Genomic DNA, 17189 nt, shown 5'->3' with positions numbered 1-17189 from the left:
GGCTTCAGTGACTGTCGGCGGAGTTGGCGGCGTAGGCGGCAAGGCCGGCGGCAGGGGTGGTCCTGGCAGTGAAATCCAGTGCGCGGCGGGCGCGTTCGGGGTCGGCGACCAGATGCCGGATATCGGTGATCCGATAGTGCCCGGTCACGATGGGCGACGGACCGTTCAGCGCCTTCGACATGGTGGCGGCCACCTCCCACAGCGTGAGCGGCCGCCCCGAGGCGATATTCAGCGGCACGAACCCGGCCAGCCGCCGGTCGACAGCGGCCACGGTGGCGGCGGCGACATCACGCACATGCACGAAATCCCTTACCTGCCCGCCGTCCTCGAACACCTGCGGCGCCCGCCCGGCCAGCAATTCCGTTCGAAACCGTGCCGCCACAGCCGATTCCGCCGACCGTATCCGCCGTCCACCCACCGACTCCCCGTACACATGGTGATACCGCAGCACCGTGGCCGCCGATCCGGTGCTCGCGACCCACGCCAGCGCATAGTGCTCCTGCGCCACTTTGCTTGCCGCATAAGCGCTCCGGGGCCGCAGCGGCGCATCCTCGCCCAGCGGTTCCCAGGTCAGCAGATCACCCGTGCGCGGAGCGCGATGATCGAACAATCCCCGATCCAGATCCGCCCGTCGCCGCAATCCGGGGAAGAACGGCCCGGCCCGGCCCGCCCGATACCGTCCCTCGCCGTACACGGCCACCGACGATGCCAGTACCAGCCGCCGCACCCCGGCTCGCTCCATGGCCGCGAGCAATATCGCCGTCCCCGCGTCATTGTGCGTGGCGTACAGGGCGGCCTGCTGCATCTCCAGCGGCCCCGGCCGCGCGGCCCCGTGCCCGGCCTCCCCGACCGGCGCCCGCACACACGGCCCGGCCCCGTGCCCGACATCCTCGCGCCGCCCGGAACCCGCCCGCCCGCGCCCACCGGAGTGGCCGAATTCGTGTGCCCCCTCCGATCCGGGGCCGGACTCGAGCCGCCCGTCGTCGCCCCCGAGCGGCCGAACCGGTCCCGAATCGATACCGGCGGGCTCGTTATCCCCAGCGGCGGGCGGCGTGGAGGCACGGCCGGCCGAACTGCTCCCCGCTCCGGACCGCGCCACCGACAGATCCAGCACCGGGACCGCGGCAGCCAGATGGCAGACCACGTCCACACCGCGCAGCAGCGGTTCCAAGGCATCCGGATTGCGAATATCTACGAGGGAAACCCGCTCGGGCGCAGTGACATTCGGCCCGTGCACGGCTTCGAGCATGGCATCCACGGCAATGACCTCATGGCCCGCGGCGAGCAGCGCGCGATGCACATGGGAGCCGATGTACCCGGCCGCACCGGTCAGCAGTACTCGCATCCGGTCGGCCTGCGGTCCGCCTTCGCTCATGACTTCCAGCGTAGGCGACCGGCACGGATACGCGCCCGGGAGATATGCGCAGGCCCGGTCCGACCTGGGAAGATCGGACCGGGCCTACGTCAGAGGGGCCGGAACTACGGCAGTTCGAAGGGCAGCTGAACCCCGGTGCCGGAGTGCACGCTGCAGTCCGCGCAGGTGTCATCGCCCTCGACGGCGGCGACGGCCCGGCGCACCAGCGCCTTGAACGGCACCAGGTTCCGCTCGAATTCGGCGAAGACGTCGATGGCGCTGACCCCGTGCCCGGATTCCACACCGGCATCCAGATCGGTGACGAGAGCGATTGCGGAGTAGCACATTTCGAGCTCACGGGCGAGCACGGCCTCGGGATGCCCGGTCATATTGACCAGCTCCCAGCCCAGCCCGGCGAACCACTGGCTCTCGGCGCGCGTGGAGAAGCGCGGGCCCTGCACCACGACCATGGTGCCGTGATCCTTCAGCGGCAGTTCGGTGCCGGCGGCCGAGATGGCGGCGGTGCGCAGTTCCGCGCAGTACGGGTCGGCAAAGGAGACGTGCACGCCGCCCGCGTCGAAGAAGGTCTGATCCCGGCCGGAGGTGCGATCGACCAGCTGATCCGGCACGGCCACGGTGCCCGGCCCCCAGTCGGCGCGCAGGCTGCCGACCGCACAGGGCCCGAAGATGCGGCGCACGCCGAGCGAGCGCAGCGCCCACATATTGGCCCGGTAGGGCACCGTATGCGGCGAGAACTCGTGCTTGCGCCCGTGTCGCGGCAGGAAGGCCACCGAACGCCCCTCCACCTCGCCGATGGTGATGGGCGCGCTCGGCGCGCCGAAGGGGGTGTCGACCTCCACCGTGGTCGCATCGTCACCGAAGAAGTCGTAGAACCCGCTGCCGCCGATAATGGCCAGCGTGGCCCGAGGATCCGAACTCATGCCGCAATTGTTGCGCATGGGCGTATGAGTGGTGCTACCAGGCCCGGACCTGTACCCTAGGGGGGTATTGATGCCGGGAGTGAGGAAATCGTCGGTGACCAACGAAGAGACCACCACCGCCGAGCCGTCGGCACTCGACCACACCGAGCCGTCGGCACACGACCACGCGACGCACGGCTACATCACCGCCAAGGACGACTACCTCAAGCGGTTGCGCCGGATCGAGGGCCAGTCCCGCGGCCTGCAGCGCATGGTCGAAGAGGAAAAGTACTGCATCGACATCCTGACCCAGGTCTCCGCCATGACCAAGGCCCTGCAGGCTGTCGCCATGGGCCTGCTGGAGGATCACATCAGCCACTGTGTGGTCGACGCGGCCATCGCGGGCGGCCCCGAGGCCGAGGCCAAGATCAAGGAAGCCACCGACGCCATCGCGCGTCTCGTGCGCTCCTGACCTCAGCAGGCAGCGGTATCGCCCGGATACTGCCCGAGCGTGAGCGGCACGGCCCAGCGTTCAGCACCCAGGCGCCGCGCCGAGCCGGGGCGTGCGGCCCGGGGAGCCTGCTGGCCGCCCTTCCGAACCCGGTGCTGCAGTGTGAGATCCGAATCCCCGGCGCGAGTCGTGTCCAGTTCCAGATCCGCGAACAGAATGCCCTCCGCGCCCTCGTCGAGCGGCGTGACGACATCGGTGCCGTCGGCCCCGTAGATCCGCGCCCGGCCACTGCGCGTGACGACCGGGGCGCCGCCCCGGCCCGCCCAGGCCGCATCCGCGACCACCACGCAGGGCGCGACCACATACGCACCCGCCTCCAGCGCGTACATACGGCTCACAGTGACACTCGAATCCGGTCCCGGCGCTTCACCGTTCAGACCGCCCGGCCAGGCCGCCACGTGGATCTGCTCCTCGTCGGCGCGCAGCGCGCGGGTGAGCAGCGGGCGCTGATTCTCCTGCCCGGTCAGCGCACCCACCTTGCCGATGACACTGTGATGCACGGTCGGGAGATTCGGTGTGCCGGAAGCGAATACCTTGCGCTCGACACTGTTGAGTCCGGCTTTTCGCCGAACCGAAATCAGCTGACCCATTTCGTCTATGACGGCCTGTGACATATAGATTCGGCGATCCTGTCGTTCCCCGAATCCGAGCACCACCTGGATGCCGTAGTCCCGTGCGGCGGCGGTGATTCGGCGCATTTCCGCGCCCTCGCGAATCATCGAATTTTCGCGGCAGCGAGTCGAGTACTCGACGTTCCACTGATTGGATTCCACCCAGCGCCACCACGGATAGCCCGGAAGGAAGGTCTCCGGGAATGCCACCAAACGTGCTCCACCCGCAGCGGCTGCGCCGATCAGTTCAACGACATGCTCGACACCTTCGGACAACCGCAGCCATTTCGGCTCGGCTTGGACCGCAGCGACTCGCACCGTATTCCTCATCCGACTTCCCTCATGGAAGGTCATGCTTTCGAATGGCCAACAACGGCACCATGGCAACATGTGCCGGATTACCGACCTTCCATGCCACTGCGATGTTCATTCCAATAAACAGTTCAAACCAATGTACGGAATGCGCCGGGCGTTGTCCCCATTTCCGTGCGGAAGGATCGGTAGAAACTACGCTCGGTGAGGAAACCCGAATCCCGTGCCACCGCCGACAGCGGCAACTGCGGTGCGGTGCGCAACAACTCGCAGGCACGTTCGATTCGCATGCGGCGCAGCACCGCTCCCGGACCACCTTCGAACTCACCGAACACGCGATACAAGGTACGCCTCGACATTCGGCAACCTTCGGCGATTCGATCAACTCCGAGATCCGGATCGGCGCAGTTGTCGCGCATGAACGCGAGCACCCGCTGACGATTCAGGGCATCGGCCGACTGATCCCTGGCCACGCCGCCGGAGGCCGCGACCACGGCCGCGGCCAGCAGGTCCACCCCGGGCTCGGCGAGCAGCGCCGCGCCGCCCGGATCGGTGTGCTGCAATCGCGCGACACCGCGGAAGAATTGCGCCACGATTCCGGCCGAACTTTCGCCGGAAAAGCTGGTGGCCGTCGGCACTTCGGTACCGATCACTCCGTATCGCTCGCGGAGCTTGCTCAGCGGAACCTGTAGCACGACCTGTTCCCACTCCTGGTCGAATTCCCAGTGATAGGGCCGGGAAGTGTCGTAGAACACGATACCGCCGGGGCCGACTTCGGCGACCCGTTCATCCTGATGCAACCGCGCGGTGCCGGCGAGCGGAATACTCGCGAGCAAGAACTCGTCCTCGGTCCGCGCTATCAGCGAACCCGTCCGATGTATCACCTGCGGGGTCGATCCGACCACCGTCAGATCGAGATCGCCATATCGCGCATGCTCGATATGGCCACGAAAGAGTCCGGTCGGAGTCGGCGAAACCGCAAGTGGCACATAGGCCGCACTCACATGCGCTTCCCAGCGCTCGAAAGCCTCCACCGCCGACGCTTCCACTCCGGATCGCACCTCGATCCGATTGACCTCCGCAGACCTATCCACTCCCCATCCCTCGACAACCATCTGCGGCCGCTGACCGGCCGAATACCGGGCAGTGTGTCAGATTCCCGAACACCGGGCCAATAGCCGCGAATCACTATCGCCCGTATTGCCGAACCACCACGGCGCCACATCGGCACACCGCTATGCGGCGGACTCGCAACTGAGCTCGAGTTCGAGATCCGCGTACAGGATGCCCTCCTCGTGCCCACTCAGTGGAGCCGCCAGCTCCTCTCCCCCGGGCGCGTAAATGCGCGAGTGCCCACCGGGGCCCCGCACCAGCTGTTTGGCGGGTTCCGCACCGCCACGGCGACTTTCGCTGCCCGCCACATCCATCACCGAGCAGGCGGCGATCACATTGAGATTGCCCACCACCGCGTACCAGAGGGTGGCCGCATTGTTCACCCGCACGCCCCAGTCCACATCCCGCGCGATGATGAAACCCGGCCACGAGACGATATGCACCTGCGCGCCCGTGCGTTCCAGTTCCTGGCGCGCGGGCAGATGCAGTTGCTCCGAACCGCCCTGCACGCCGATGCGGCCGATATCGGTGCGGAACACATACGGCTCGGTCACCTCGCCGGAGCGAAAGATGTGGTGCTCCAACGGCGTCAGCTCGGGCTTGCGGCGCACACCCGCCAGCACCCCGCGATCGTCGATGAGGCACTGCGACATGTACAGCGCGCTGCCACAGCGCTCACTGAAGCCCAGCAGCACGTGTATCCGATTCCGGCGGGCGGCATCGGCGATGCGCCGGAATTCGGTGCGCCCCACCGTCATCGAATTGGTCCGGTATCGGGCGAAGAATCCCTGACCCCAGCTGACCGAATCCAGCCACAACCACCACGGGTAGCCGGGTAGGAAGGTCTCCGGGAAGGCCACCAGCTGTGCACCGCCCGCCGCCGCCGTCTCGATGAGTTCGATGGCCTGCTGAACCCCCGCGCGCAGGTCCAGCCAGCGCGGTTCGGCCTGCACGGCAGCTACGCGCACCTTTGTCGGCACCTCGGCTCCCTTCGACACGATGGGGATGATCTGTGCCATCACCCTTCGCCGAACGACTGCCGCGTGCAGCGACATCCCGTGCCGAGCTACCGACCTGGTGTGCCTGGGTCCAATTGGGCGCGGAATTGCCCTGGCGTCTGCCCGGTTTCCTCCCGGAACGCACGATAGAAGTGCCGGTCCGTGGCGAATCCGGAAGCCGCGGCGACGGCCGCGAGCGGCCGGTTGAGATCGGCGCGCAGCAGCCTGCGCGCATGCTCGACCCGCATGCGGCGAACCAGTGCGGCGGGGCCGCCGAAACCTTCGCAGAGGCGATACAGGGTGCGGCGCGAGACCAGGCAGGCATGCGCCACCTCGTCCACGGTGAGCTCCGGATCGGTGAACCGGCGGCGCAGGTACGCCAGCACCTGCTGACGCGTGTACAGCGAATCCGAGGGGGCGGGCGAGGTGCGCCCGGTCGCCAGCAGCACCGCGGAGGAGAGCATGCCCGCGATCTCCGAATCCAGTACCGTCGCGGCCTGATTCGTCTCATCGGGCGGCAGTTCGGCCAGGCCGCGGAAGAAGCCGGCCACCACACCGAGCGCACCCGTGGTCGGCATCGGCGTGGCTATCGGGAGTTCGTCGCGCACCAGACCCGCGTGCTCGAGCACCAGGTGCATGGGCGCGCGCACGATGGCGGACACCGAATTCTCGGTGGTCAGGCTCTCGATCGGGCGCGCGCTGTCGAAGAATGCGATGGAGCCGGCGGGACTGTCGGCGATCCGGCCGTTCTGCTCGGTTCGGTTCTCGCCCTTCACCACAATGTTCACCAGCAGGAATTCGGCGCTGGCCTGCTCGATCTGACGTCTGGTGCGGAAGAGGCGCTGCGCACTGGCGGACATGAGCGTGAAGCTGGAGCGATCGAACTGCGTGGTACTGACCTTGCCGTGCCAATATCCCTGGGCCAGCGGCTCGATCGTCGAGGGCAGCACGGCATCGCCGACGATCGCCTCCCACTGCTCGAACGCCTGACGAGCCGAAGTGTCCGAACTGGAGCAGACTTCGGCGGCGCTGGCGGTTGCCGCGTTACCCACTTCAGCATCATCCCACCCCGAAGGCCCCAGCAAACGAATTTGCATCCGTTTGAAACAGGCGAAACGGACTAGTTGGCAGTATTCCGGACAGTCCGCCTACCCGGTCGTCGGCGGCTCGACTGACGACCGGACGGCGTCTCCGCATCACATGACCCGGCCGGTCGGCATCATCGACGACGGGCACGCGCAGGGATGTGGAGCGCTGACGTGCACTCCCCCAAGTATTCACATCGTTAGCCACGACGTGACTGCCCACTCGTGCCAGATCACTGACTATTCACGTCAGGTGGGTTTGACACTCCATCGCGCACAATGTGCTTCGCGGCGTGCGCATCACGCGTGCACGGTACGGAATTCCCCTGGTGTCATACCCATCTCACGCTTGAAGGCGCGATAGAACTGCCGCTCCGAGACGAATCCCGCGGCGCGCGAGATCGAGAGCAGCGGTCTTGTCGGATCTGTCCGGATAAGCGCGAGCGCGCGCTCGATCCGCGTGCGCCGCAGCATGGCGGCCACCCCGTCCTCCCCGTTCTCGAACAGCCGGTACAGCGTGCGCCGCGATACCGCACAGGCATTCGCCACATGGTCCACCGTGAGCCCCGGGTCGGCGAAGTGTCGCTGGATGTATGCCAGCGCAGCCTGTTTGGTCAGCGCCTGCCCCGGCTCATCGTGCGGCGCGTCCCCCACCGCCAACTGCACCACGGAGGCGAGCAGTCCGGTGCCGTGCCGGGCCAGCACCGCCGCCTGATCCGGCGAGGTCTGCTGCAATTGCGCCAGCCCGCAGAAGAATCGGCCGACAATGCCGGCCGCGCCCTCCGGCGGAAAGCGCACCGCCGTCGGCAATTGATCCGAGGCCACCCCGGAGGCGCCCACCACCTGCGCCAGCGGCACCTGCACCGCGACCACACCCCAGGTCTGCTCGAAGTGGGCGGTGAACGGACGCGAACTCACATAGAGCATGAGCCCGAGGTCCGCCATCACCCCGACCCGGCCGTCCTGCTCCAGCCAGCCGTGCCCGTGTGTGGTCACGGTGGCGAACAGAATCGGTTCGTCCGGTTCGTGGATCAGCCGCGGAATATGCGTGATGTGCTGCCCGCTCGCGGTCAGGGTGGAAACGTCCATATCGTCGAAGCGGGACTGCACAATGCGGGCCTTGAACTCCCCCGTCCGCACCGGGGTGACCACGAGCGGCACATAGGCCTGTGCCACCGCAGCCTCCCACTGCTCGAAGGTCTCCTTCTCGGAGACTTCGGGTGTGGACTGCACCTCCACCACTGCGGGCTCAGAGCCGCCGGTCATTGGCCGATTGTCGCACTATCGGCGCTGCGTGAAGTCGAAATCCCTTCACATCGTCCAACTTTCGGTGATCGCAACCTGCAACACGAATCCTCACGGCGGACTTGAGGATTCACGACGAGCGGTTTCTGCGACCGCAGAACAACTGCGACCGGAAAGGTGTCCGAGTCAACGAATCACCCTCCACGATAAGCGAATTCGCGTCAGTCGCCGCAGCATCCGGTGGGATCGGGCACAGTACGCATTTCGCGGGTCGCCATATTGCGAGCGGCAAGATCCGAATCCGCCGGATAGTCCACGGCGATGAGGCTCAGCCCGTGCGCGGGCGCGACCGCGACGGCGCTGGCACGCTCGCGCTCGTTCAGCAGCCCGCCGACCCACTCCGGCGTGCGCCGGCCCTCCCCGACCGCCAGCACCGCGCCGACCAGACTGCGCACCATGGACCAGCAGAAGGCGTCCGCGCTGACATACGCGGTGAGCAGATCGCCCTCCCGCTCCCAGTCGAAACGCTGAAGTTCGCGAATGGTGGTGGCGCCTTCGCGGCGGCGGCAGAAGGCCGCGAAATCGTGCAGCCCCAAGAGCTTTCGAGAAGCCGCCCGCATGGCCTCCAGATCGACGCCGGGGCGCGCGGGCACCACGTGACGGGTCTGCAGTGGTTCCGCGCCGTACGGGGCGGTGGTGAGGCGATAGGCGTAGTGCCGGCGAATGGCCGAGAACCGCGCGTCGAAGTCCGGCGGCGCCGGGCGAATCCCGGTGACCCGCACATCCTTCGGCAAGAAACGCGCCAGCCGGTGCAGCAGCCGCGGGCAGTCCAGGTCGCCATGTGTATCGAAATGCGCGACCTGGCCCTGGGCGTGCACACCCGCATCGGTGCGCCCGGCCACGGTCAGCACGATGGGCTCGCGCCGCACCTTGCTCAGCGCCTCCTCCAGCACGCCCTGCACGGTGCGCAGGCCGGGCTGGCGGGCCCAGCCGGTGAAGTCGGTGCCGTCGTAGCTGATGTCCAGCCGTACCCGAACCGAAACCGGTTCCGGCGTCTGATCCTCCACGGTCACAGCGATCTCCTGGTTAACATGAGGGAAGCCCGCCGACCCGGAGGGGACGGCGGGCTTCCTCATGGAATCCGATGGAAGACTTAGTCTTCCTTCTTCTCCTCGGCAGCAGCCTCGGCCGGAGCGTCGGCAACGACCTCGGCCGGAGCGTCTTCGACAACCTCGGCCGGGGCCTCGGCGGCGACGGCCTGCTGCGAAGCGGCGACACGACGGGCCCGATCGGCCTCGTTGGTCACGGTCTTCTCGCGGACCAGCTCGATGATCGCCATCGGAGCATTGTCACCCTTGCGCGGGATGGTCTTGATGATCCGGGTGTAGCCACCCTCGCGACCCTCGAACGCAGGTCCGATGTTCGCGAAAAGCTCGTGCACGACGTCCTTGGAGCGGATCACCTTCATCACCTCGCGACGGTCGGCAAGAGTGCCGGCCTTCGCCTTGGTGACAAGCTTCTCGGCGTAGGGGCGCAGCGCCTTGGCCTTGGACTCGGTGGTCGTGATGCGACCGTGCTCGAAGAGCGCCGTCGCCAGATTGGCGAAGATCGCCTTCTGGTGCGACGCCGACCCGCCGAAGCGAGCACCCTTCTTGGGCTTGGGCATTGGAATCTCCTGTGTCTAAGACCGTTCGGGGCGCCCGCCCCATACGGCCTAAAGCTGTTCGGTCTCGGCGTAGTCCTGCTCGCCGCTGTCGGTGTCGCTGAACGAACCGCTGTCGCTCCAGGTGCCGCTCGCCGCGTCGTAACCGACGACGGAGGACGGATCGAAGGAGGCCGGGGAGTCCTTGAGGGACAGACCAAGCGAGTGCAGCTTGACCTTGACCTCGTCGATGGACTTCTGGCCGAAGTTACGGATATCCAGCAGATCGGACTCGGTGCGGGCAACCAGCTCGCCGACGGTGTGAACACCCTCGCGCTTGAGGCAGTTGTAGGACCGCACGGTCAGATCCAGGTCCTCGATCGGCAGACCGAACGAGGCGATGTGGTCCGCCTCGGCCGGGCTCGGGCCGATCTCGATGCCCTCGGCCTCGATGTTCAGCTCGCGAGCGAGACCGAACAGTTCGACCAGAGTCTTACCCGCCGACGCCAGCGCATCCCGTGCGGAGATCGAGTTCTTGGTCTCGACATCCAGGATGAGCCGGTCGAAGTCGGTGCGCTGCTCGACACGAGTCGCCTCGACCTTGTAGGTCACCTTCAGAACCGGCGAGTAGATCGAATCCACCGGAATCCGGCCGATTTCCGCACCCGACGCCTTGTTCTGGACGGCAGGAACATAGCCGCGACCGCGCTCGACAACGAGCTCGATCTCCAGCTTGCCCTTATCGTTCAGGGTCGCGATCTGCATGTCCGGGTTGTGCACGGTCACGCCGGCCGGGGGAACGATGTCCCCACCGGTGACGGTGCCCGGGCCCTGCTTGCGGACGTACATGGTGACCGGCTCGTCCTCTTCGGACGACACAACCAGGCCCTTGAGGTTCAGGATGATGTCGGTGACATCTTCCTTCACGCCGGGAACCGTGGTGAACTCGTGCAGCACGCCGTCGATGCGGATGCTCGTGACAGCAGCACCCGGGATCGAGGAAAGCAGCGTGCGGCGCAGCGAGTTGCCGAGGGTGTAACCGAAGCCCGGCTCCAGCGGTTCGATGGTGAACCGCGACCGGTTCTCGGACACAACCTCTTCGGTCAGTGTCGGTCGCTGTGAAATCAGCATGGATTTCTCCTCCTTCGAGCGTCCGCTATTTGACGCTCACGACTGGAAACTGTTGCCGCCCTGAATAATTCAGGGCGCAACCAGCGATGCGCTTACGCGCACCTCATTACTTCGAGTAGAACTCGACGATCAGCTGTTCCTGGAGCGGAACATCGATCTGCGCACGCTCGGGGAGCTGGTGCACCAGAATGCGAAGACGGCCGGGAACGACCTGCAGCCAACCCGGAGCCTTGCGATCGCCGACGGTTTCGCGAGCAACCTGGAAGGGCAGCGTCGACAGCGACTTCTCCTTGACATCGATGATGTCGTACTGAGAAACCTGGAAGCTGGGGACGTCGACCTTCTGGCCGTTCACGATGAAGTGGCCGTGGCTGACCAGCTGACGAGCCGCACGACGGGTACGGGCCAGACCGGCGCGGTACACGACGTTGTCCAGACGGGTCTCGAGCAGACGCAGCAGGTTGTCGCCGGTCTTGCCCTTCTGGCGGTTCGCCTCTTCGTAGTACTTGCGGAACTGCTTCTCCATGACGCCGTACGAGAAGCGAGCCTTCTGCTTCTCCTGCAGCTGCATGAGGTATTCGGATTCCTTGATCCGCGCGCGGCCGTGCTGGCCGGGCGGGTAAGGACGACGCTCGAACGCCTGGTCGCCTCCAACGAGGTCAACACGAAGGCGACGCGACTTGCGGGTGATGGGGCCTGTATAACGAGCCATTGTTCTCTACCTTTTCCTTCCCGCTTTAGACGCGACGCCGCTTGGGCGGACGGCAGCCGTTGTGCGGCTGCGGGGTGACATCGGAGATCGTGCCGACCTCGAGGCCGGCGGCCTGGAGGGAACGGATCGCGGTCTCGCGGCCCGAACCCGGGCCCTTCACGAAGACATCGACCTTCTTGACGCCGTGCTCCTGCGCCTTGCGGGCAGCGTTCTCGGCGGCAAGCTGCGCGGCGAACGGGGTCGACTTGCGCGAGCCCTTGAAACCGACGTGGCCCGAGGACGCCCAGGAGATGACGTTGCCGGCCGGGTCGGTGATCGACACGATGGTGTTGTTGAACGTGCTCTTGATGTGCGCGTGGCCGTGCGGGACGTTCTTCTTGTCCCGGCGACGCGACTTCTGAGTCTTCTTCGGACCTGAAGTCCGGGTCTTCGGAGGCATGCGCTATCCCTACTTCTTCTTGCCGGCGACGGTCTTCTTCGGACCCTTGCGCGTGCGGGCATTGGTCTTGGTCCGCTGGCCACGAACGGGCAGGCCACGACGGTGACGCAGGCCCTGGTAGCAGCCGATCTCGATCTTGCGACGGATGTCGGCCTGAACCTCGCGGCGCAGGTCGCCTTCCACCTTCAGAGCGGAGCGTTCGATGTAGTCACGGAGAACCGTGAGCTGCTCATCGGTGAGATCCTTCGAGCGCAGATCGACGCTGACGCCGGTCGCTTCCAAGATCTCCTTGGAACGGGTACGGCCAATGCCGAAGATGTAAGTCAGCGCGATCTCCATGCGCTTTTCGCGCGGAAGATCAACGCCCATCAGACGTGCCATGTGGCAGTTTCCTTAATGGTGGCGGAGGTCTGCTCCCTGGCCGTCCCCTCGTAGTGGGGCCCCGGCCTCCGTACCGGGGGAAGGCCGCCGTCCGCCCCGAAAGGCTCGACAACGGCGACTGGCGCTGGGAGTTACTTCTTTATGACTGCCAAATCCGAACTGCGTTCGGTGCTTGGCGGTGAGCGACCGGCCCTCCTCGCGGAGTTCCGGTGATCCGGCCTAGACCGAGATCAGCCCTGACGCTGCTTGTGGCGCAGGTTCTCGCAGATCACCATGACCCGACCGTGACGGCGGATCACCTTGCACTTCTCGCAGATCGGCTTGACGCTGGGGTTGACCTTCACGTCAGATCCAATCTGGTTCCGTGTGCTCACTGGCCGTGAACACAGTTTTTCCCCGGCCGGAAATGGCCGGGGAAGACCCGGAGCACATGGCCCCGGAAATCTAGCGTCCCCCGAGGGAAATCACTTGTAGCGGTAGACGATCCGACCGCGGGTCAAGTCGTAGGGCGACAGCTCCACGACGACGCGATCCTCGGGCAGAATGCGGATGTAGTGCTGCCGCATCTTGCCACTGATGTGCGCGAGAACCTTGTGACCGTTCTCCAGCTCAATCCGGAACATCGCATTGGGCAGCGGTTCGATAACCCGGCCCTCGACCTCGATGGCCCCTTCCTTCTTCGCCATATCCTCCGCGATCCCGTTTTAGGCTGAACCTGGTTGGTTCGAGCTCATCACGTCTTTAACGTCTTTTCGGCCTGTGTAATTGTTCGCGCACCGTGTTAGTGGTGCACTGCAGCCGACCTGGTGACATACTCGCTGGCAGCAACGGATGTTTCTGAGTAGAGACATGCCACAGCCAGCAGGTAGGTGCACCGCCGACCTAGCCTACCCGTTCACGCAGGAGCGGCCAAATAGGGCCTGCTCCGCGTGGGCCAGGACACTCCCGCGGGGCATCAGGGGGTGCGAGGCAGACGAGGCCCGAGCGCGCCACCGGGGGAGATCGCTAAACTACGGCCTGTCCCGCAAGACTGCTCCAGACACGGGGGTTGATGTGAGCCGCAACAACGACGGCCTCCCCATGCTTCCACCATGGCTGTCCGAAAGCGACGTCTCCCAAGCCGGTTACGAAGCGCCCGTCGAGAACCTGCCCCACGACGACCTCATTCCCGAGAAGAAGTCGTCCCGCCGCCTCTTCGGCAACCGCAAAGCCCGCAAGGACGCCACCCCCGACGAACCCCCCACCCCGGACGCGTCCCCCCGAACCCCCCTCCCGAGCCGCTCACCGCAGCCCCCCGCCCCGCAGTTCAGCGCGCCGGCCAACGGCCATCAGGACTCGCAATCCGGCACACGTCCGCAGAGCCCCCAGCCCGGCCCGGGCCCGCAGTCCGGCGCACCTCAGCAGAGCCCCCAGCCCGGCCAGAGTCCGCAGTCCGGCACACCTTTGCCCGGTGCTCCTTTGTCCGGCACCGCTGCACCCCACACTCCGCTGCCGGGGACTGCACCGCTGCCCGCCCAGCCCACGACCCGCCAGGATCTGCTGCCACCCTCTCCCGCAACGGATTCCGGGTCACGCTTCAGCACTCCCCCCGCGCCCGCGATCCCACCGGCGGGACCGCAGTCCGCCGCGCCCGCCGCCGCCGCGCCGAACCTCGCCCCCACCACCGGATCTGCGCCCAAGCAGCCGTCGCCGGGCCCGCGCCCCGATCTGCCGCCGCCGCCCACTCAGCGCCCGGATCTGCCACCGCCGCCGGGAGCCGAAGGCGCACAGCCGTCTTCCGGGTCGCGCTTCGCCAACCCGCCTGCCTCCGACGCACCGCAGAGTGCGCAGCAGCCGTCGCCATTCGTGCCGCCGCGACCCTCGACGCCGCTGCCACCGGCGCCCCCCGGCCCCGGGCCGGACGCCTCGCGACCACCCATCCCCGATGCACCGCAACGGATTCCGCTGGCCGGTCAGCAGCCGGCGGGCGCCACCGTCCGCATCGACGCGCCGGCACCCGCACCGCGCGAGTCCGCACCGCCGAAGCCACGCATCCCTGATGCGCCGCCACAGGGCGCCCGCCCCGGGCCGCCCGCGCACGCCCAGGGACCGCAGTCGGCTCCGCTGACACCCCCACCGGGTGTCCCCACCCTCCCGCCGCCACCGCAGCACGGCCCAGCCGATCCGCCCCGGCCCCTTGACCAGGCCGGACCCGGCTCAACCGCACCCCCGACGCAGCAATTCCCCGGTACCGGTGTGCCCCCGGCGTTCCCGCTCCCCGGCACCCCCCTTGACGACATTCTCGCGCCGTCGACCGGCCCCGTTCCGCACGTCCCGAGCGCCGCCGCCGACCCCGCGAACCTGACCGTCCGAGTCCCACTGACACCCGCCCCCGGCGCCACCCCCGACCGCAGAACCCACTCGGGCACAGCGGAATCCACACACGGCGCCGAACCCGCACCCAACCACGCCTCCGCCCCACCCCACGGCGCCACCCACAACCCCCTCCACGACCCGAGCGTCGGCTCCATCACCGACGCCCCCGCCGCCCCAGCAGCAAACGGTTCGCGCACACCGGGCCAGCCCCCCACACCCCGCAGCGACAGCGCCCTCGGCACAGCCGACGCCAAGTCCTCCGACAAGGCCCACACCGGCGCACCCGCCACGGATCACAAACCCGCCCAGCCGAATTCACCGGCACCCGCAGATTCGCCCGCGGGCCCGGGACAGCCGCCCAACAGCGGACGCCACCGGGCACTGGACGCACCGCTCCCTCCCCATCACCACGCCAAAACCCCCCGTCCGGAACAGCCCGCTACCCCCAACCCCGTGCAGCCCCCCGCAACCGGTCCGGGACAGTTCGCAGCGTCAGATCCCGCGCAACCCGGCCCGTACGGCCCGCGGGGCGCGCAGTCACACGGCTCCACCGGCCCCAATTCCCTTCCGCCACAGCCTGCTCCACAGGGCTCCGGCGACCGCTGGCAATGGATGTCACCACCCTCCCAAGCCCCCGCCGCACACGGCCCGGCAGCCCCGCACGGCCCCGGCCAGCACGGCAACCCCGTCGGCGCGCAACCGCCCTCCGGCCCGTCCGTACCTGTCTGGAACCAAGTCCTGCCGCAGCAGCCGGCCCCCGGTGCGCCACAACAGAACCCATGGCAGGCGGCTCCCGGACAGGTCCCGCCCGGCCAAGCGCCGCAGGGCCGGTACGCGCCGGGCACCGGCGCGCCGGGCGGCTCGAGCCTGAATGGTGCGGCGGCACAGCAGGCTCCGGCCACTTCACCTGATTCGTCGAGCGCCTCCTCGATGCGGCCACAGTCCGACGCGGCGCCCATCGCGTCCCCGGTGCCGGAAACGAACGGGGCGCCCAATGCTCCGGGGCAGGCTGTCCCACAGCCGAATTCGTGGCTGCAGCCGGGGCCTGGCGACAATATTCACAGTGCGCCCACCATCGGCGGCGGCATTCCCGCGCTGAGCGGCGAGGTGCGGCCCGGCGGTGGCAGCGCGCCGGCGGACGGTCGACCGGGCAAGCCGGAGTTCGGCGGGCCGGGCCAGGATGGGCACCAGGCTGATCCCGCCGACGCTGGGCTGGGTCAATCAGGCAATGGCCAAGCGGCGCAGGCTGGTTGGGGCGCGCCCGAGCAACCGGGGCCGTACGGCCAGGGACAGCCCGGGGCCTACGGGTCCGGGCAACCGGGGACGTATGGGCAGCCGGGTGGCTATGGCTCCGGGCTGCCCGGTTCGCACGGACCCGGGCAGCCGGGGGCGTATACGCCGCCGTCAGGGCCTGTGCAGTACGGGCTGGGCGGGCAGGGGCCCTCGCTCGATGATGTGCCGATGCGGCGGGCGAAGAAATCCCCCGGGTCGGGATGGCGGCGGGCTGTGCATCATGTGTCAGGTGGGGCTATCAATCCAGGGTTGTCGGCTGAGGAGCGGCGGCTGCAGGAGTTGGTGGCCCGGATTCGGCAGCCGGTGCGCGGGGATTACCGAATTGCGGTGCTGTCGCTGAAGGGCGGTGTCGGGAAGACGACGACGACCATGGGGCTGGGGTCGATCTTCTCCTCCATTCGCGGCGACCGGGTCATTGCGGTGGACGCCAATCCGGACTTCGGCACGCTGTCACAGCGGGTGCCGTTGCAGACGCGGTCGACGGTGCGGGATCTGCTGCTGGATCCGAGCATCGAGCGCTACTCGGATGTGCGGCGGCACACCTCCCAGGCCTCCAGCCGACTGGAAGTGCTTGCGAGCGAACGTGATCCGGCAGCCTCGGAAGCGTTCAGCGAGGACGAGTACCGCAATGTGGCGCGCATCCTGCAGCGCTTCTACAACATCATCCTCACCGATTGCGGTACGGGCCTGATGCATTCGGCAATGGCGGGCGTGCTGGATCTGGCGCACTCGCTGGTGCTGATCTCGTCCTCGGCCATCGACGGCGCGCGCAGCGCCGCCGCCACCCTGGACTGGCTGTCACTGCACGGCCACGACCATCTGGTTCGCAATGCCGTCGTGGTGATCAACCTGCCGCGCCCGGGCGCCCCGAATGTCGGCATCAACCAGCTGCGCGACTACTTCCTGTCGCGTTGCCGCGCAGTGCATATCATCCCGTACGACTCCCACCTGGGCGAAGGCGCCGAGATCGACCTGACCCGCCTGCAGAAGGAAACCAAGCGGGCGTACGTCGAACTGGCCGCCACGGTCGCCGACGAATTCGCCGTCGACCATCGCCGCTATCGCGACTGATAGCGGAAGGTTCGCC

17 protein-coding genes are annotated in these 17189 nt (G+C 67.5%); 2 read left to right on the top strand and 15 right to left on the bottom strand.

The features are described from left to right. Positions 1-4: 4 nt before the first annotated feature. The gene (locus ABZX86_RS17490) at positions 5-1345 is read right to left on the bottom strand and encodes an NAD-dependent epimerase/dehydratase family protein (protein WP_355124869.1); all 1341 of its coding nucleotides are present in this window, start codon (positions 1343-1345) and stop codon (positions 5-7) included. A 134-nt stretch (positions 1346-1479) separates the two neighbouring features. Further along, a complete protein-coding gene (locus ABZX86_RS17485) occupies positions 1480-2295 on the bottom strand; it encodes an S-methyl-5'-thioadenosine phosphorylase (RefSeq protein WP_355124563.1) in 816 nt (271 codons plus the stop codon). 181 nt (positions 2296-2476) lie between these two features. Here ABZX86_RS17485 and ABZX86_RS17480 point away from each other — a divergent pair, with 181 nt between their 5' ends. Beyond that, a complete protein-coding gene (locus ABZX86_RS17480) occupies positions 2477-2746 on the top strand; it encodes a metal-sensitive transcriptional regulator (RefSeq protein WP_067561834.1) in 270 nt (89 codons plus the stop codon). Positions 2747-2748: 2 nt separating this feature from the next. Here the strand turns inward: ABZX86_RS17480 and ABZX86_RS17475 are convergent, their stop codons facing one another. From ABZX86_RS17475 to infA, 13 genes are all read right to left on the bottom strand, one after another. After that, a complete protein-coding gene (locus ABZX86_RS17475; RefSeq protein ID WP_355124561.1) occupies positions 2749-3726 on the bottom strand; it encodes a nitrilase-related carbon-nitrogen hydrolase in 978 nt (325 codons plus the stop codon). A gap of 113 nt (positions 3727-3839) precedes the next feature. Then, the gene (locus tag ABZX86_RS17470) at positions 3840-4802 is read right to left on the bottom strand and encodes an AraC family transcriptional regulator (protein ID WP_355124559.1); all 963 of its coding nucleotides are present in this window, start codon (positions 4800-4802) and stop codon (positions 3840-3842) included. 141 nt (positions 4803-4943) lie between these two features. Continuing rightward, positions 4944-5819 (bottom strand): nitrilase-related carbon-nitrogen hydrolase, encoded by an 876-nt coding sequence (locus ABZX86_RS17465; protein ID WP_355124557.1) that lies wholly within the window; start codon positions 5817-5819, stop codon positions 4944-4946. A gap of 68 nt (positions 5820-5887) precedes the next feature. Beyond that, positions 5888-6871 carry an AraC family transcriptional regulator gene (locus tag ABZX86_RS17460; RefSeq protein WP_355124555.1) on the bottom strand — a complete coding sequence of 328 codons (984 nt, stop codon included), beginning with the start codon at positions 6869-6871 and terminating at the stop codon, positions 5888-5890. 333 nt (positions 6872-7204) lie between these two features. Next, positions 7205-8170 (bottom strand): helix-turn-helix domain-containing protein, encoded by a 966-nt coding sequence (locus ABZX86_RS17455; RefSeq protein WP_355124553.1) that lies wholly within the window; start codon positions 8168-8170, stop codon positions 7205-7207. Positions 8171-8370: 200 nt separating this feature from the next. After that, positions 8371-9222, bottom strand: coding sequence for a tRNA pseudouridine(38-40) synthase TruA (truA, locus tag ABZX86_RS17450; RefSeq protein WP_355124552.1), 852 nt, complete (start codon positions 9220-9222; stop codon positions 8371-8373). Between the two features lie 80 nt (positions 9223-9302). Continuing rightward, positions 9303-9815, bottom strand: a complete 513-nt coding sequence (gene rplQ / locus ABZX86_RS17445; protein ID WP_355124550.1) for a 50S ribosomal protein L17 — start codon at positions 9813-9815, stop codon at positions 9303-9305. A 48-nt stretch (positions 9816-9863) separates the two neighbouring features. Beyond that, entirely contained in the window at positions 9864-10922 is a 1059-nt protein-coding gene (locus tag ABZX86_RS17440; RefSeq protein WP_297621177.1) for a DNA-directed RNA polymerase subunit alpha, read from the bottom strand. A gap of 106 nt (positions 10923-11028) precedes the next feature. Then, complete coding sequence (gene rpsD, locus ABZX86_RS17435; RefSeq protein WP_327143784.1) at positions 11029-11634, bottom strand: 30S ribosomal protein S4; 606 nt, start codon at positions 11632-11634, stop codon at positions 11029-11031. A gap of 25 nt (positions 11635-11659) precedes the next feature. Then, positions 11660-12073, bottom strand: coding sequence for a 30S ribosomal protein S11 (gene rpsK, locus ABZX86_RS17430; RefSeq protein WP_327143783.1), 414 nt, complete (start codon positions 12071-12073; stop codon positions 11660-11662). A 9-nt stretch (positions 12074-12082) separates the two neighbouring features. After that, positions 12083-12454: a 30S ribosomal protein S13 gene (gene rpsM / locus ABZX86_RS17425; protein WP_327143782.1), complete on the bottom strand. Its 372-nt coding sequence runs from the start codon at positions 12452-12454 to the stop codon at positions 12083-12085. A gap of 230 nt (positions 12455-12684) precedes the next feature. Next, positions 12685-12798, bottom strand: coding sequence for a 50S ribosomal protein L36 (gene rpmJ, locus ABZX86_RS17420; protein WP_067561702.1), 114 nt, complete (start codon positions 12796-12798; stop codon positions 12685-12687). Between the two features lie 120 nt (positions 12799-12918). Then, positions 12919-13140, bottom strand: a complete 222-nt coding sequence (gene infA / locus ABZX86_RS17415; RefSeq protein WP_040804562.1) for a translation initiation factor IF-1 — start codon at positions 13138-13140, stop codon at positions 12919-12921. A 367-nt stretch (positions 13141-13507) separates the two neighbouring features. Between infA and ABZX86_RS17410 the strand changes: the two genes are divergently transcribed. Continuing rightward, positions 13508-17173, top strand: coding sequence for an AAA family ATPase (locus ABZX86_RS17410; protein ID WP_355124546.1), 3666 nt, complete (start codon positions 13508-13510; stop codon positions 17171-17173). The last annotated feature ends 16 nt before the right edge of the window (positions 17174-17189 follow it).

The sequence above is a fragment of the Nocardia sp. NPDC006630 genome, assembly GCF_040611495.1.
GTDB lineage: Bacteria > Actinomycetota > Actinomycetes > Mycobacteriales > Mycobacteriaceae > Nocardia.
Note: the sequence above shows the minus strand (reverse complement) of the source record. Positions and strands in the feature narration are given on the sequence as shown.

Bases quoted from the DNA above. Each gene is read 5' to 3' on its own strand.
- ABZX86_RS17490 (WP_355124869.1), bottom strand. From the start codon at position 1,345: ATGCGAGTACTGCTGACCGGTGCGGCCGGGTACATCGGCTCCCATGTG.
- ABZX86_RS17485 (WP_355124563.1), bottom strand. From the start codon at position 2,295: ATGAGTTCGGATCCTCGGGCCACGCTGGCCATTATCGGCGGCAGCGGG.
- ABZX86_RS17475 (WP_355124561.1), bottom strand. From the start codon at position 3,726: ATGAGGAATACGGTGCGAGTCGCTGCGGTCCAAGCCGAGCCGAAATGG.
- ABZX86_RS17455 (WP_355124553.1), bottom strand. From the start codon at position 8,170: ATGACCGGCGGCTCTGAGCCCGCAGTGGTGGAGGTGCAGTCCACACCC.
- rplQ (WP_355124550.1), bottom strand. From the start codon at position 9,815: ATGCCCAAGCCCAAGAAGGGTGCTCGCTTCGGCGGGTCGGCGTCGCAC.
- ABZX86_RS17440 (WP_297621177.1), bottom strand. From the start codon at position 10,922: ATGCTGATTTCACAGCGACCGACACTGACCGAAGAGGTTGTGTCCGAG.
- rpsD (WP_327143784.1), bottom strand. From the start codon at position 11,634: ATGGCTCGTTATACAGGCCCCATCACCCGCAAGTCGCGTCGCCTTCGT.
- rpsK (WP_327143783.1), bottom strand. From the start codon at position 12,073: ATGCCTCCGAAGACCCGGACTTCAGGTCCGAAGAAGACTCAGAAGTCG.
- rpsM (WP_327143782.1), bottom strand. From the start codon at position 12,454: ATGGCACGTCTGATGGGCGTTGATCTTCCGCGCGAAAAGCGCATGGAG.
- infA (WP_040804562.1), bottom strand. From the start codon at position 13,140: ATGGCGAAGAAGGAAGGGGCCATCGAGGTCGAGGGCCGGGTTATCGAA.